At 60.1% G+C, this 15,402-nt stretch carries 11 protein-coding genes and 1 pseudogene; 4 read left to right on the plus strand and 8 right to left on the minus strand.

Annotation, left to right across the window (positions count from 1 at the left end):
* Window positions 1-15: 15 nt before the first annotated feature.
* The 8 genes from treS to FJ977_RS36080 all read right to left on the minus strand — a co-directional run bounded on the left by treS (window position 16) and on the right by FJ977_RS36080 (window position 11,352).
* A complete protein-coding gene (treS, locus tag FJ977_RS34810) occupies window positions 16-3,309 on the minus strand; it encodes a maltose alpha-D-glucosyltransferase (protein WP_140777187.1) in 3,294 nt (1,097 codons plus the stop codon).
* Window positions 3,306-5,315, minus strand: coding sequence for an alpha-1,4-glucan--maltose-1-phosphate maltosyltransferase (locus FJ977_RS34815; RefSeq protein ID WP_246683427.1), 2,010 nt, complete (start codon window positions 5,313-5,315; stop codon window positions 3,306-3,308). The genes treS and FJ977_RS34815 overlap by 4 nt, the downstream gene beginning before the upstream one ends.
* An 805-nt stretch (window positions 5,316-6,120) precedes the next feature.
* Window positions 6,121-6,990: an SDR family oxidoreductase gene (locus tag FJ977_RS34820; RefSeq protein ID WP_140777191.1), complete on the minus strand. Its 870-nt coding sequence runs from the start codon at window positions 6,988-6,990 to the stop codon at window positions 6,121-6,123.
* Window positions 6,991-7,692: 702 nt separating this feature from the next.
* On the minus strand, window positions 7,693-7,899 hold the full coding sequence (locus tag FJ977_RS34825; RefSeq protein WP_140777193.1) for a hypothetical protein: 207 nt from the start codon (window positions 7,897-7,899) through the stop codon (window positions 7,693-7,695).
* A gap of 87 nt (window positions 7,900-7,986) precedes the next feature.
* The gene (locus FJ977_RS36850) at window positions 7,987-8,553 is read right to left on the minus strand and encodes a hypothetical protein (protein WP_348643262.1); all 567 of its coding nucleotides are present in this window, start codon (window positions 8,551-8,553) and stop codon (window positions 7,987-7,989) included.
* Between the two features lie 288 nt (window positions 8,554-8,841).
* The gene (locus FJ977_RS34840; protein ID WP_140777196.1) at window positions 8,842-10,029 is read right to left on the minus strand and encodes an NADH-quinone oxidoreductase subunit D; all 1,188 of its coding nucleotides are present in this window, start codon (window positions 10,027-10,029) and stop codon (window positions 8,842-8,844) included.
* Between the two features lie 50 nt (window positions 10,030-10,079).
* On the minus strand, window positions 10,080-10,940 hold the full coding sequence (locus FJ977_RS34845) for an SIR2 family protein (protein ID WP_140777198.1): 861 nt from the start codon (window positions 10,938-10,940) through the stop codon (window positions 10,080-10,082).
* Window positions 10,930-11,352, minus strand: a complete 423-nt coding sequence (locus FJ977_RS36080) for a hypothetical protein (RefSeq protein ID WP_181180167.1) — start codon at window positions 11,350-11,352, stop codon at window positions 10,930-10,932. The genes FJ977_RS34845 and FJ977_RS36080 overlap by 11 nt, the downstream gene beginning before the upstream one ends.
* Window positions 11,353-11,571: 219 nt before the next feature.
* Here FJ977_RS36080 and FJ977_RS34850 point away from each other — a divergent pair, with 219 nt between their 5' ends.
* From FJ977_RS34850 to FJ977_RS34875, 4 genes and pseudogenes are all read left to right on the plus strand, one after another.
* Window positions 11,572-11,946: a DUF3606 domain-containing protein gene (locus FJ977_RS34850; RefSeq protein ID WP_140777200.1), complete on the plus strand. Its 375-nt coding sequence runs from the start codon at window positions 11,572-11,574 to the stop codon at window positions 11,944-11,946.
* A 307-nt stretch (window positions 11,947-12,253) separates the two neighbouring features.
* On the plus strand, window positions 12,254-13,429 hold the full coding sequence (locus tag FJ977_RS34855) for a zinc-dependent alcohol dehydrogenase (RefSeq protein ID WP_140777202.1): 1,176 nt from the start codon (window positions 12,254-12,256) through the stop codon (window positions 13,427-13,429).
* Window positions 13,430-13,438: 9 nt separating this feature from the next.
* Complete coding sequence (locus FJ977_RS34860) at window positions 13,439-13,987, plus strand: hypothetical protein (protein ID WP_140777204.1); 549 nt, start codon at window positions 13,439-13,441, stop codon at window positions 13,985-13,987.
* A gap of 773 nt (window positions 13,988-14,760) precedes the next feature.
* Window positions 14,761-15,265, plus strand: a pseudogene (locus tag FJ977_RS34875) (metallophosphoesterase).
* Window positions 15,266-15,402 lie beyond the last annotated feature (137 nt).

The raw sequence follows: 15,402 nt of genomic DNA on the forward strand, positions 1-15,402 counted from the left end.
TGGCGAATGGCAAGATCACGGCTCCTGGCCGATGAGTTCCAGAAGCCCGTGCAGCGCGATCCCGACCCATGCCGGACGGTTTGCCAGTTCGTAGTCGACCTCGTAAGCAGCCTTCTGGATCAGGAACAGGCGGAGGAGCGCGTCAGCTTCCGCGCGGTCATCTGGCACCGTCGGACAGCCAGCGATGTGGCGGAAATAGGCACCGAGGAAATCGGCCTGAGTAGCATCGCGCCATTGCCGTGCCCGGGCAATGATCGCGTCGCTCGGCCCTGCCTGGATCCCCTCACCGTCGCGGCTTGCCGCTGCAGCGGCGTAGTCGAGCGACCGCAGCATCCCTGCCACGTCTCGCAATGGTGAAAACTTGCCGCGCCTTTCGTCAAGCGACCGCCGCGGCTCCCCTTCGAAGTCAATGATGAAGACGTCATTTTGAACGATCAACACCTGCCCCAAATGAAGGTCCCCATGGATGCGGGAGCGGAAACCAGAAGGGCGCATGCGCGACACCGTCCTCAGATGCTGGTGAAGTCGCTCGCCCATATCCAGGGCGGCTCTTGCTATCTCGGCGGGCTCGTCGGCGAGCGAGTCCAGGCTGGCACTCAAATGGCCCATCATAGCCTCAACCTCTTTGCCGGTATCGGCAACCCAGCCCTCCAGGTCAGCGGCGGTTACCGGCTCGATCTTGAAAGCTGGATCGTCCGTTTCAGCCGCAAGCGCCCTGTGAAGTTCCGCCGTGCGCTGCCCAAGAACTTCTCCCAGGGGCAACGGCAACGGAAATGACGACATGGCGCCCTGCACATCTGCATCATGATCGGCCAATGCCCGGTCCCCGGCATCTCGCCGTAGCCCCGTGGTAACAGCATCCCAGGCGTCGCCTTGATTGCGGACGAAGGCAAAGGCGGCCGCGATCGTGGTAGCCTCCCCGGCTGCAGATCGATGCTCGATGCGCCCGAGATAGGCAGGGGTGTTTTCAAAATGGGCTACTTCTGTAAGGAATCGTGCAACCTCGACATCGGGCTGGACCCCTGCTCTCAGCCGGCGGTAGACCTTGAGGATGACCGTGTCGCCGAAGGCCACCGAGACATTGCTTTGTTCCACGCCAAGCCAATGCGGCTGGCCGACCGGCGCCAGACCCTCCATCATCTCGCCCGGCATGAAGGCGAAGTCGCCGTCGGCAGCCTCGACCGTTTTCTGGGCGCGCAGCATGTCGAGCAGGCATGTCGCGAGGCCCTCATCGAAGGCGCCATCTATCAAGGCGCCAACCTTGGGGCCGCGGCGCAGCTTGGCAATCGTGTAAGAGAGTTTTGGTGCGCCGAATGCCAGGTTGTCCTCGCCCCAGCGCGCGCTCAATGGCAGAAGATACCGCTGCTGGGGGCCGTGATCGAATTCCACGTCTATGGTGCTCAGCAAATGCTGGCCATCCTCGAATGTAGCCAGCGGCTGCAGCGTGATGCGTTGCACCTGTCTGTCTTTGGCTCCGAACCAGCGCTGCAGCCCAAGGAATTCGGGCAGGACCTTCCCGTCAAATTGGCGGGCATCGCGTCCTGCCACGGCTGAATCCACACGACCGGTGCGGGTGGTCAGCGTTGTAAGTTCCGGCATGACATCGGGAACCTCCAGATGCCATTTAGGAGCGGTGCTCTCTTCGGAAAGGCGAAACCAAAAGAAGCCATAGCCCGCCAATGTGAGCAGGTAAGGAAGCTCGCCCACCGGGGGAAACGCCGCCAGCCCCTTCATCTCGATGGGAACGGTCCCCTTCCAGGGCGACAGGTCCAGTTCGACCGCTTGCGCCGCTTGCGAGAGATTGGCCGCACAGAGGATTCTCTCGCCTGCATGCTCTCGCACATAGGCAACGATCTTGCGGTTTCGAGGATAGAGAAGCGTCATTGACCCGCGGCCGAAGGCGGTGTGCTGTTTGCGCACCTCGACCATCCTGCGCATCCAATTGAGAAGCGAAGACTTGTCCCGGCTCTGGGTTTCAACGTTTATGGACTGATAGCCGTAGGTGGGATCCATGACTACGGGAAGATAAAGCTGCTGCGGATTGGCCCGGGAAAAACCGGCATTGCGGTCGGAGGACCACTGCATGGGCGTTCGAACGCCGTCGCGGTCGCCAAGATAGTAGTTGTCACCCATTCCGATCTCATCCCCATAATAGATGATGGGGGTGCCGGGCATCGATAGAAGCAATGAATTCATCAGCTCGATCTTGCGCCGGTCGTTCTGCATCAAGGGCGCAAGGCGCCGGCGTATACCGAGGTTGATACGAGCCCTTCCGTCCTCGGCATAAGTTCGCCACAGATAATCCCGCTCGCTGTCGGTGACCATCTCCAACGTCAACTCATCATGGTTGCGCAGGAAGATGCCCCACTGGCAGTTCGCGGGTATATCAGGCGTTTGCCGGACGATGTCGGTGATGGGATGGCGATCCTCTTGCGCAACCGCCATGTACATGCGTGGCATGAGAGGGAAGTTGAAGGCCATGTGACACTCGTCGCCCTCGCCGAAATACGGGCGCGTGTCCTCGGGCCACTGGTTGGCTTCGGCCAGCAGCATGCGGTCGGGATAGTGGGCATCGAGTTCGGCGCGGATTTTCTTCAGGACCTCATGGGTCTCCGGCAGGTTCTCATTGTTGGTGCCCTCGCGCTCGACCAGATAAGGAATGGCGTCCAGGCGCAGGCCGTCCACGCCCATCTCCAGCCAGAAGTGCATGGTTTTGAGAACTTCGCGCAACACGCGCGGATTGTCGAAGTTCAGATCCGGCTGATGAGAGTAGAAGCGGTGCCAATAGAAGGCTCCAGCTACGGGATCCCATGTCCAATTCGACTTCTCGGTGTCCAGAAAGATGATGCGGGTTTCGGGGAACTTCGTGTCCGTGTCGCTCCAGACGTAGAAATCACGCGCCGCCGAACCCGGTTTGGAGTGCCTCGCCCGCTGGAACCACGGATGCTGATCGGACGTATGGTTGATGACCAGTTCGGTGATGACCCGCAGACCTCGCCGATGCGCCTCGGCAACGAAGGTGCGGAACTGCGACATCGTCCCGTAGCTGGGATTGACCGTTTTGAAGTCGGCGATATCGTAACCGTCATCGAGCAGCGGGGACGGGTAGAACGGCAGCAGCCAGATTGCCGTCGCACCAAGTTCTTGTATGTGGTCCAGACGCTGCATAAGGCCGGCGAAATCGCCGACGCCGTCATTGTCGGAGTCCTGGAACGCCTTGACATGGACTTGATAAATGACGGCGTCCTTGTACCAGTCAGGCTGGGAGCGGTCGACCGTGGCGCCCGGGTGGTGGGGGGAGCGTATCATGGCCGCGGCACCCCTGGCGGATAAAGCCGCCAGATCGCATAAGGCCGCTCGTTCGGTTCGAGCCGGATCCGGTGCCGCTTGCCGTGCCAGGTGAAATGGTTCCCGTGCAGCAGGTCTTCCACCTCTATCGAGGCTTCGTCCGGCAAGCCGAACTCCCAAAGCGGCACTTCAAAGTCGGCTTCTTGCGGCTCGTGAGGGTCCAGGTTGACATGGAACAGCAGAAAACTGTTGGCTGCGGGGTCGCTCTTCCCGTAGTAAAGAATCTTGTCGTTCCAGGCATTGTAGAACCGCAAGGATTCAAACGAGCGTAGGGCTGGATGCTCACGGCGCAACCGGTTGATAAGGATGATGTCATCTCGGATGTTTCCTGGTTGCTCCATGTCCCAGACGCGGATCTGGTATTTCTCCGAGTCGAGATATTCTTCCTTGCCTGGAACAGCAGCGGCCTCGCAAATCTCGAAGCCGTTATAGATGCCATAGTTTCCAGCCAGCGTCGCTGCCAGCACGAGGCGGGTGCGAAATCCTGGCCTGCCACTTTGCTGAAGATAAAGGGGATTGATATCGGGTGTGTTGGCAAAGAAGTTCGGCCTCATCACATTGCGAGCGTCGCCAGCTATGAGTTCGCTCAGATAGTCCTCCAGCTCGCGTTTGGTGTTGCGCCAGGTGAAGTAAGAGTAGGATTGACTGAAGCCGAGCTTGGCCAGGCGCATCATCACCTTGGGCCTGGTGAACGCCTCGGCCAGAAAGATCGTGGCGGGCTCGATTGCGCGAACCTCGCCGATCAACCACTCCCAGAACGGAAATGGTTTTGTGTGCGGGTTGTCGACCCGAAAGATCCTGACGCCATGGCTGATCCAGAACAGCACGACATCGCGCAATTGATACCAGAGACCAGGTATCGCATCCCGGTAGAAATGAACGTTGACGATGTCCTCGTATTTCTTGGGAGGGTTCTCGGCGAATTTCAGGCTGCCGTCGGGTCGCCAGTCGAACCATTCCGGATGCTGCTTAATCCAGGGGTGATCGGGTGAGCATTGGATCGCAAAATCCAGGGCAATCTCCAGTCCCAGCTCGTTTGCGACCCCGACCAGGCGGTCAAAGTCGGCAAGCGTTCCGAGCTCCGGGTGAATGGCGTCGTGTCCGCCCTCCTTCGAACCGATGGCATAGGGACTGCCGGGGTCGGACGGGCCCGCCGCCAACGCGTTGTTGGGACCTTTCCTGTTGGTCAGGCCGATCGGGTGGATCGGCGGAAAGTAGAGGACGTCGAAGCCCAGATCGCGGACATAAGGCAGGCGTTCGATCACGTCGGCCAGCTTACCGTGGCGCAAGGGGTCGCGGGTCTGCGAGCGCGGCATCAATTCATACCAGGCGCTGAACGCCGCCGCCGGCCTGTCGGTCCAGACATCGATCACATGATGCGAGCGGCTAAGGTTGGTTCTTGGCCCTGCCTCCTTCATCCGCTGCCCAGCCTGGCGCGACAGCAGAATCTCGGCGAGTTCGCTGTCGCGGGTTGCTTTAGCGAGCTGAACGCAAAGCTCGGCCAGACCCGGATGGTGCGCCTTGGCCGCGCGTTGCGCTGCCTCCACGAGTTGACGGCCTTCCTCCAACTCCAGGGAAACTTGCTGACCAGCGGCAATCTTCTTCTTGGTATCCCTGCGCCATGTGGAAAAGAGATCACGCCACGCAACAAGCGAAATCTGCCAGGGTCCGATCTCGCCAAAAGTGACGAGCCCCCGCCACCGGTCGTTTTCTATGAAGCTCAAGGGGGCTTCCGACCAGTCATCACCATCGCGTTTGCGCCACTGGACGGCAGCGTCGATGACGTCATGGCCGTCGCCGAATATATCGGCCTCGACAAGGAAGGGCGTTCCCGCAATCGCCTTGGCTGCAAAGCGTCCTCCGTCGATTTCGGCAGAAATGCCCTCGATGGCGATGCGGTTCTGCGCCAACGCCCTCAATCGGTTGGGCGCCGTGTCCTGTTCGGAACGGAGCTTGTCGACGTCCACGTTTAGCATCGAGCAGTCACCGGCAGGCAAACCTTGCCACCGGATGGCAACTGCGAGACCTGCGCGAGACGCTTGGCGGAGGTAGATCGCGAGCAACGGCGCCCAGCAGGTGCAAGAGTCATCTTGGTCTCTTCTCGAGCAGGTTTCGGGACCTGCCGAACTTGGCACCGGCTTGAATGTTCCATGCGCGCAGGACTGCCGCTGCGTCATCCGCAATCACGGAACATTTCAGGCATTGCCTAGTTCGAAAGCGGCAGGCGCAAAGAGACGCCGGAAGAAGGGAAAAACGCACCGTGAGACAGCGAAAAGCGACGCTCGTTTTTGACATAGATTCAGTACGCGTGTCGGTTACGACCCCGGTTGGTGAGAACGCCACTGAGCGCGAAGCAATTTCGATCGCTCAGGGCGCGGCAAGGCAACTGGCCACCTGCCAAGCCGTAGCTCATCTGTCGGACTTCAAATTGGAAGCGGAGCCCGATCCCGGCGCGTTGTTTAGAAGCTGGGCGCTACGTCAATGACCGACATGAGCAACGTCGACCACCCGGCAGATAGCGAGCAATCGCGTGTACGAGTAGAACCTGGGCCAGCCCAAATGGCTGAAGTTGTGATCACGGTCGAGATGCGACCGGGTGAAGAAGCTGCTTCGGACGTTCTCCTCAGCCGGGCCTGGGCGCTCCTGGCTGAAGAAATCTCAAAGCGAAAGTCGGCGCCGCCACCATCTTTGGCGGAAGACGCCCCTGCAGACACTGTAGGGCGCCCCCCTGGCTCAGGATCGTGGTGGCAGGGCTAGCGGGGGCTGCACCGACTACATGAGCCGGCCACCGGTGACCGCAATGACGGCTCCCGTGATGTAGCTTGCGTCTGCCGAGGCAAGCAGAACATAGGTGGCCGCCAACTCGGCCGGATGGGCGGGGCGTCCGATGGGTGTGTTGCGACCAAACTCCGCGACTTTCTCTGGCGGCATCGTTGAAGGGATCAACGGCGTCCAGACGGGACCGGGGGCAACGGCGTTGACCCGGACGCCGCGTTTGGCGACCATTTTGGATAGGCCCTTTGTCAGGTTCACGATGGCCCCCTTGGTGGCGGCGTAGGCCAGGAGTTGTGGCGACGGATCGGCTGCCTGGATCGATGTCGTGTTGATGATGCTGGCGCCGTTGCCCATGTGCCGCAATGCCGCTTTCGACAGAAAGAACTGGCTGTAGATGTTCGTCCTGAACGTTTGATCCAGCTCTTCCGCGGAGAGGTCCGCAATATCGTCAAGCGTGGCCTGGTGGGCAGCGTTGTTGACCAGGATGTCGACTTGGCCCAGCTGACGCATAGCCGTCTCGACTATGTCGACGCAGTGGCTCTCGCTCCCGACGTCGCCGGCGACCAGAACTGCACGCCTCCCCGCTTTCTCCACCCAGTCCGCCGTCTCGCGCGCGTCATCGTGTTCATTCAGGTACGACAAGACGATGTCCGCACCCTCCCTGGCAAAAGCGATGGCCACTGCGCGACCGATGCCGGAGTCGCCACCAGTGATGATCGCCGTTTTCCCTTCGAGCTTGCCACTCCCTTCGTAACTGTGCTCCCCGTGATCGGGCCGCGGAGACGTCGCGTCCGTCCGGCCCGGCATCTCCTGCTGCTGCCTGGGCAGCTTCTCTTCCAAGTCGTGGGTATCCACATCAGAGGTCATGTTCATCGTCTCCTGTTGGCCACTCCGCCCAACCAAGCGAAGACGGGGATGTTCCACGACCTGTTTCTATAGGTCTCACGCGCAAGCACTGGCACCCGGGTCGCATCCGCGAACATCTCGCAGCCGATGCGCGAATATCTGGCCGCCCCTGGTCCCTCCGGGAGATAAGGCTGGGCGAAGATGCCGTGGGTGCAATTACTGGGGATGATTTCCAGAACCCGGCACGATGAGGGCATGTCCGTCAGGTCCAGACAGTTGCAGCCCGAACCCAAATGCCAACAGGATCAATGCACATATCACCGCGACAGCAACCAGCGCAGTTTTCGAGAACCAGTCCGCGGCTTCGGTTCCTGCAGCATGTCTCGGTTGCTCGCTGATCAGAGCTTGGTTTCCCGAAAGATCCGTTTGCCAGCCCAAAGAGCTTTCGCCTCGCGCTCAAGCGCTTCCTGATTATCGTCGTAGATTTCAAGGAGTTCGCTCGCTTGGTGACAGGCAGGCCAAACTCCCTCGCGAAAGCCCCGGCCGTGTCTCCGGGGCGGGGTCGGCCTCCGCCCGCATTTCCTTTTGCCCTGCGATCATCAGTCATAATTACCTGCCCTGGGCATCCCTGGGTGACGCTAAAGAACAAACTGGCGCCTGCACGGTCCGCGCAGCCCTGTGTGGCGCGGCTCGCCTCGATGTCTGGGCCTTTGTGCCGGTGCATCAATCTCTTTGATGCGCTTCTCGAATGGCTTCGATCGCGTAGTTCGCGCGCTGCCCCAGTTTACTGACGACGCAAAGAGCGTCCTCGGACAGCTCTCCCTCCGCCATGCATCGAGAGGTCATTTGGGAGATCTTCAGCGCGGTCGCGTGCAGGTCCGCAATCAGACCCTTTTCCGCGAAAGGCCGATGGTTGTTCGAAAGTTCCATGGTAGTCCGCCTTCTTGTTGAAGCTCTCAAACTCCGAACATGCGAACATCATCCCTGTTCCATGGCGAACCCAAATTCCTGTGACGCTCAGGCCGGTAACCCCGCACGCAGTGCAATGTGTGAATTCGCCATCGTGACAGCCAGATCGCAAGACGTCCCGCCTGATTGGCGATCGCCCCGATTACGCCGCGACTTGATCAGCATGGCTTGGAGGTGCCGCCAGAACGAAGACCGGGATCCGAGCTGCGCTGAGAGCACCCCCGGCCCGCGGCTATCGAAGCGGTCGAGAAACTCGTTGGATGTCGTCTGGTCCTGAGTGATCTGCCTGGTGGTGATTGTGACAACTGCAGGAAGCTTCTCACGGACGATTGCGCTGAAGTCGTTTGGGATTTCCTGCGCTAGGGCCGGAGCAAAGCCGCCACTGAAAAGCATCAGGGCTCCTGCCATGCCTGCGCGGTAGAATCCGTGCCAACGCTTCGCATGCCGCCAGGGGCGGGTGAACCGGTCAGCTTCGACGCGATCATGGATGCGTTGCAACAATTGGATCAATCCCACGAGCTTGCCGGTGCTGATCGCGGTGACAGCGCGGCAGTGGCCGCGTTCGCACCATTCGTCGATCGGATCTAAGCGCGGCGTAAGTAGTTCTTCCACCATGGACCCGTCGGCGAGTGACCCCGCCGGCGGGAGGTAGCATGGGCGCTTTTCGCCTAGATTGCCGCTGAAATTTTTCCTATTTTTCTCTTGAAGGTGCAAGTCTCGATTCTAAATTGATGTGCGCCGGTCGCCCAAAGGGACCGGCAAGACCAGGAGGCCGCAAGGGCTCTTTGGCGCCTCCTTACAGGCGCCACGATCGATGGGATGCCGCCCGGCTCGGCGACCTATACCCTGCCGGACGCCCCCTCCGCGGTCGCGGACGATGCGCGCTGCTGCAAACCGGCCAAGCTACCGGTCCACATCGCCCAGGACGATGTCCAATGATCCAAGGATGGCCGTGACGTCGGCGAGCAAATGGCCGCGGCAAAGCTGGTCCATTGCCTGGAGGTGGGCGAAGCTTGGAGGTCGAAGCTTGCATCGGTACGGCTTGTTTGTGCCATCGGCCACGAGATAGACGCCAAATTCGCCTTTCGGTGCTTCAACAGCAGCGTAAACCTCGCCAGCTGGCACCCGAAAACCCTCGGTGTACAGTTTGAAGTGATGGATCAAGGCTTCCATCGACCGCTTCATGGCTGCACGCTTGGGAGGGACGACCTTCCCGTCAGGATTGGAAACGGGCCCAGGTCCCTCCCGCGTCAACAGGTCGAGGCATTGGCGGATGATCCTGGCCGACTGGCGCATCTCCTCCATGCGAACGAGATACCGATCGTAGCAATCGCCGTTCTTTCCTACCGGGATGTCGAAGTCCATCTCTGCATAGCACTCGTATGGCTGGGACTTGCGCAAATCCCATGCCGCACCCGATCCACGCACCATGACGCCGGAGAAGCCCCAGCCCCAGGCTTCATCCTGCGAGATCCGCCCGATGTCGACATTGCGCAACTTGAAGATGCGGTTGTCGGTCAGCAACCTGTCAAGATCATCCACAGTCTTGAGGAACGGGTCGATCCAGTTTCCGATATCCGCGATCAAGTCTGGCGGAAGATCCTGGTGCACGCCGCCTGGCCGGAAATATGCGGCATGCATCCGCGATCCACTCGCCCGTTCGTAGAAGACCATCAGCTTTTCGCGTTCGACGAAGCCCCATAGTGGTGGCGTCAGCGCGCCAACGTCCATGGCCTGAGTTGTCACATTCAGCAGATGAGACAGTATCCGCGAGATTTCACTATAGAGAACCCTGATCAACTGCCCGCGTCGCGGTACGGGCAGGCCGAGCAGTTTTTCGATTGCGAGACACCAGGCATGCTCCTGACACATCGGTGCCACGTAGTCGAGGCGATCGAAGTAAGGCAGGGCCTGAAGGTAAGTCTTGGTTTCGATCAATTTCTCCGTGCCGCGATGCAGCAGGCCTATATGGGGGTCGACGCGGTCGACGACTTCCCCGTCGAGCTCAAGAACCAGACGAAGCACGCCATGTGCGGCAGGATGCTGGGGGCCAAAATTGATGTTGAAATTTCGGACGGAATTCTCTGCCATGCGGGCACTCCTCGGGAGCCTCCCAACTTCTCGTCCAGGCCATTGTTCCCCTAGGGCGAAGTGCGTTTGGCGACCGACGATCCACGCCTTGCATCATCGCCCACCGCTTCCACCAACCGTCTGAGGAAGTCCACCAGACCTGCTTCAGGATCATCACCTTCGCCAACGAGCACGGAAATACCCCAACGCCCAAGCACGGCCTCCTCCACAGGGTTGCGGCTGGGCATGAAGATGAACGAAGGGGGACGATCCTTCTCGTATCCAGAGCGATGCCAGGTCTGCCAAAGCCGGTGCAACAGCAACCGAATGTTTGGATCGGAAAGGCTATAGCCAATGAAAAGGATCGTGCTGCCGAGCGCATCCGAGCGAAAGCGCACGTCGAGGGGAGAATTGAAGGACAGGCGGTCAAGATAGTCCGTCTCGGTGAGGACAAGGGAAGAGTCCTCGTCGAAGTCGCCGTGAAACTTTACGATGTGCGTGACGCCTCGGCGGGCCTGGGCAACGTCGCGTGCGTTGGCCACCTTCACGTACTCTTGAGCGTAAATTTCAAAAGCGAGTTCCAGGTTTCTGTCATAGTTCGTCGTGTAGATGACCGGAAAATCGAGCGTCACGATGAGACGGTGCAATTCCGATTTCTCGATCCTCTCCTTGGGGACAGACCAATTTCTGTCCATCCAACTGCGAAGTGGTCCGATGCTGCCATGCTTGATCCGATAGTATTCTGCCAAAGTCTGAAAACGATCGCGGCGCGTGGAAAACTCATCGTCAACACCGAGCTCCTTTGCCATTCTTTCTATCAGCTTCTCCCAAGAGGGAAGTCCGACGCTGATCGACACCCCCGCCCCTACAAACAAAATTGCGCTGCGATGACGAATTGCGTTGGCGAGCGAATCGATAGGGTCATCGTCCATGGCTAGGTCCTTCGAGCCCGTTGCGCAGCTGGGTCGTGTGCGCATGGAGCGCGCCCGGTGCGGGCGATGGACGCGCGTCCGCGATTCGAGCCAAGCACGGCGCACCACACCACCACAGTGCTTCACCCTTATCGATCAAATCGGCTCGGCCATGCTCCCCCCGGCCGGGAAGCGTCTGCCCTTGCTTTCCTGCCGAGCCTCTTGCCGCGCAATCTGAAATGGTGGTCGCGACGACACTGGCTGTCAGAGAGAAACGGCGCTTTTGCGGCTCACTGGTCACGTTGTTCCAGTTCTGCGCCATGTGTGTTGCGCCTGATGTATCGAGTTTCGCGTTCACCAACTGGTTATGTCCCTTCGCTCTGATAAAGATCGCGAAACAGTAGATCATCGTAAGCACAGAGATGATTGTCATTGCGGCCTAAACACCAGTGGCCAAGGATGTTCCATGTACCCTGAAAATATTCCAAGAAGCTGGTGCTTCTTGACCGCCGGAGCATGGGCGATGCGCTGATAGTTCGGGCTGGGCTGGCCTTCGCGGGCAACGTCAGAGACAGCTGCAGGTCCTGATGAGGGCTATCACCCCCGCGGAATAAAGCAGGACCAGTAGCGCAACCGCGATCAGGAAGCCTGGATGCGCGAAAACGGCAAGATCCTTCTTCAGCTGTTCCATGCCTGCAAACGACGAAGCTGGCCTGACAGTTCCGATCGTCTCTCCCGCCCCCCTGACATCCCCTTTTGCCTGAAACTTGCAACAAGAGAGCCGATCGCGCGTTGCTCGAGGTTAGGAGCAGTGAAGATGCAAGATGACACAGGCAAGGATGAACTGCTCGGCAGGCGCTCTAAATTGTCGGAAGATGAAGTCGAAGAATTCGCCCGGCAAGCCGGCGTCACGGCGGAACAGGTTCGCGAGCTGATCAAGGCGACCGGAAGAGATCGCGCCGCCTTGCTAGCGGCTGCAGAGCAGTTGCGGGCGCTGTCGGATGGGGGGCCTCTTACCCAGGACTAGAAGCGAAGCACGACGAAATTTGAGTAATGGCGCAACGGGCGCTTGCAAGCGTTCCAGAGTCGTTCACCACACCCATAAAGCAGTCGCGGTTCCGCTCGAATCTTCAAGGACTCCTCCGCTTGCTTCGACATCCTTGCACGGCGCCCGGTCTGGAATGGCTCCAAAAAGATTCCCTCGACGCACCGGAACATCGGTTCGTCCTTGCGGTTGGACAGGCAGCGGTCTCAGTCGATCCGAACAAGCATCGGCCCGCTTTGGAAGTGCGCGAGGTCCCCACCCACAGATCTTGCGAACAGAGGAGCCAGCTATGCGAGCGTTGGTCTGGCACGGCAAGGAAGACATACGTTGCGATCAGGTTTCGGATCCAGAAATTGAGGATGAACGTGACGCGATCATCAGGGTGACAAGCTGCGCCATCTGCGGCTCCGACCTTCATCTCTACCACAATTTTGTACCAGCCATGCTGCCCGGCGACATCATGGGCCACGAGATGATGGGAGAGGTCGTCGAGGTCGGCAAGGGCGTCGACGGCGCTCTGAAGAAGGGAGACCGCATCGTCGTACCGTTCACCATCATCTGCGGTGAGTGCGACCAGTGCAGGCGACAGAACTTTTCGGTTTGCGAACGCACGAACCGCAAGAAGGATCTCGGTGACAAGGTGTTCGGGCACACCACCGCGGGTCTGTTCGGCTACACTCATCTGACCGGCGGCTATCCCGGCGGACAGGCGGAGTACATGCGGGTGCCGTTCGCCGACGCCACGCACGTGAAGGTGCCTGACAGCCTTACCGATGAGCAGGTTCTTTTTCTCGGCGATATCTTTCCCACCGGATGGCAAGCGGCGGCACAGTGCGACATAGAGCCCACCGATACAGTTGCGGTTTGGGGCTGCGGCCCAGTTGGGCAGATGGCGATACGCAGCGCCCTGCTGCTCGGCGCGAAACAGGTGGTGGCGATCGATTGCCTGCCGGAACGGCTATCCATGGCCGCGGCCGGTGGTGCCATCCCCATCAATTTCGCCCAGGAAAGTGTCGTCGAACGGCTGCAGGAACTCACCGGCGGCAAGGGTCCGGAGAAGTGCATCGATTGCGTCGGCATGGAAAGCCACGTCTCGCTGGCCCAGCCTGATACTGTCTACGATCGCGCAAAACAGTTGATGCTGATGGAAAATGATCGACCGCACGTTTTGCGTGAGATGATCTATGTCTGCCGGCCGGCCGGCGTGATCTCGATCCCGGGCGTCTACAGCGGGCTGGTCGACAAGATTCCGCTGGGACAGGCAATGAACAAGGGGCTCACCTTCCGCATGGGGCAGACCCATGTCAACCGTTGGACCGAGGATCTGTTGCGCCTCATCGAAGATGGCCAGATCGACCCGTCCTTCGTCATCACCCATACCGTGGGGCTCGAGCAGGGACCCGAAATGTACAAGGTGTTCCGCGACAAGCAGGACAGCTGCATCAAGGTCGTATTGAAACCGTAGGAAACCGTCATGAACGTTGTTGCGAAGCTTACCAATATCACCCGATCGCCCGGCGATCCCAAAGTGCTGGAGGCTGGGCCGAACGTGGTCGGCGCCCCCGACAAACTTGCCCGCAAGCTCGGCTGGTTCAGCATCGCGCTGGGTGTCGCCGAACTGGTCGGCGCCGAGCGGATTGCCGGCGCGCTCGGCATGAGCGGCAAGGAGGATCTGATCCGTGCTTATGGGGCGCGGGAAATTAGCAGCGGCATACTCTCGCTTTCAGTGGACAAGCAGGCCGGGCTGTGGAGCCGGGTCGCCGGCGACGGCCTGGACATCGCGACATTGCTGACAGCGTATCGGCATGACAATCCCAAGCGCGACAATGTGGGCCTCGCGCTTGCCATGGTCGCCGGCATCACATTGCTCGACATAATCGGTGCCAAGGGCGTGACCGCGCGCCACGCTCGCAGCGGGACCAGGCCGCGCGACTATGGCGATCGCAGCGGCTTTCCCAGAGGCACTGCCGCGGCCCGTGATTTCGCCCGCTCGCAGCGTAGCCAGGAGACCGGCGCAGCCTGAAACGATTGTTGCGAGCTGACGAACTCGGCGAAACCTGGCGCTATGCGACCTGCGACAGGTCGCGTAGCGCCAGAGGTGGTTGGTCTCGGCCACCCGGCTCTGGTAGAACAGAGTGAGTTGCTGGCCGTTGATCATCACGGTCGAGTGGCCGTTCTCGCCGTTTTCGCCCGGATCCAGCACCGGGCCGTAGGGCCCGTTCACATCATTGGCGATGGCGAAGAACACGCGAGGCGGTTGCCGCGCCGACCCTCCGGCAGGAAGCATGTCGCGTTGAGCAGCACGCGGCCGTCCGGCAACTCGACCAGCTGGGCCCCTTCGATACCCCATTCATAATCCGGATGTTCCGCTCGTTGTGATGGGAACATCGGCATAGTCGACGATCTTGCCGACACGTATCCAGGGGCCGAACCATGAATCGGACTGGCTGCGGGCGAGCTGCATGATCGGTGACCCGATCGCCCGCGCCGGCCCCTCCCACGGCGCGGGCTCTTCGCATGGTCGCCAGGAATCGATGGCATCCAGTCGATAGGATCAGGCGATAGGATCAGGCGATAGGATCGATAGGCAAGAAGGCCAAGCAGAACACGGAATCTCGGGCGGATCGTGAAAGAACCATCCAAGCGATCTACTTTGCCCGCGAGTGCGGCCTCACCAAGGAAGAGGCACTCAAGATGCTCAGGCAAGCCCATGACAGGATCGACGATGACGCGAAACGGCGCTCAGGCGACCGGTAGAAGCGATCATCGATCGCGCGTCGCAAGCGATGGCGGCGCATGATCTTCTTCACCTCCGACGCCCATTTCAACGATCCGCGCATTCTCGGCTTGGCCGGCGTCCCTTCGCTTCGCTGGCGCAGCATGACGAGGCCCTCATCGACCTTTGGAACGGACCGTGGGTCACAACGACGACGTCTGGCGCCTCGGCGATTTCGCCAAGGGGTCAACCCAGACCGTGGCGTCGCTGCTGTCTCGCCTCAACGGCTCCAAGCACCTGATCATCGACAACAATGATGGCGCTGCCACGCTCGGCGCTTCGGCTTGGGCCAGCGTCGACCACTACAAGGAGCTTTCCTTTGACGGCAACCTGCTGATGCTTTGCCACTATCCGTTTCGGACCTGGAACCAGATCGGCAAGCGATCGATAAACTTGCACGGTCATTCGCACGGCCGTCTGAAACCGCTGACGCGCCAGCACGATGTCGGTGTCGACAGCTGGGATTTTCGCCCCGGAAGCCTGGCCGCGATCCAAGCCCGGCGCCGCCGGGCCGGTCCCGCCTGAAACCGCCAGAGTCCCACCCATCGAATAGTGCGTGATTGCAGCCGACGACGGGCGCGCCTTATCCCACCGTGCCTGGAACAATGCAATAGAATCCCAGTTTGGCGGTCTCAAAGGAGAACCAGCCTCATGTATTATAC

This window comes from Mesorhizobium sp. B2-1-3A (genome assembly GCF_006442655.1).
Taxonomy (GTDB): Bacteria; Pseudomonadota; Alphaproteobacteria; order Rhizobiales; family Rhizobiaceae; genus Mesorhizobium.

Bases quoted from the DNA above. Each gene is read 5' to 3' on its own strand.
- FJ977_RS34840 (WP_140777196.1), bottom strand. From the start codon at position 10,029: ATGGCAGAGAATTCCGTCCGAAATTTCAACATCAATTTTGGCCCCCAG.
- FJ977_RS34825 (WP_140777193.1), bottom strand. From the start codon at position 7,899: ATGGAACTTTCGAACAACCATCGGCCTTTCGCGGAAAAGGGTCTGATT.
- FJ977_RS36850 (WP_348643262.1), bottom strand. From the start codon at position 8,553: ATGGTGGAAGAACTACTTACGCCGCGCTTAGATCCGATCGACGAATGG.
- FJ977_RS34855 (WP_140777202.1), top strand. From the start codon at position 12,254: ATGCGAGCGTTGGTCTGGCACGGCAAGGAAGACATACGTTGCGATCAG.
- FJ977_RS34820 (WP_140777191.1), bottom strand. From the start codon at position 6,990: ATGACCTCTGATGTGGATACCCACGACTTGGAAGAGAAGCTGCCCAGG.
- FJ977_RS34845 (WP_140777198.1), bottom strand. From the start codon at position 10,940: ATGGACGATGACCCTATCGATTCGCTCGCCAACGCAATTCGTCATCGC.
- treS (WP_140777187.1), bottom strand. From the start codon at position 3,309: ATGATACGCTCCCCCCACCACCCGGGCGCCACGGTCGACCGCTCCCAG.
- FJ977_RS34860 (WP_140777204.1), top strand. From the start codon at position 13,439: ATGAACGTTGTTGCGAAGCTTACCAATATCACCCGATCGCCCGGCGAT.
- FJ977_RS34850 (WP_140777200.1), top strand. From the start codon at position 11,572: ATGCGCGAAAACGGCAAGATCCTTCTTCAGCTGTTCCATGCCTGCAAA.
- FJ977_RS36080 (WP_181180167.1), bottom strand. From the start codon at position 11,352: ATGACAATCATCTCTGTGCTTACGATGATCTACTGTTTCGCGATCTTT.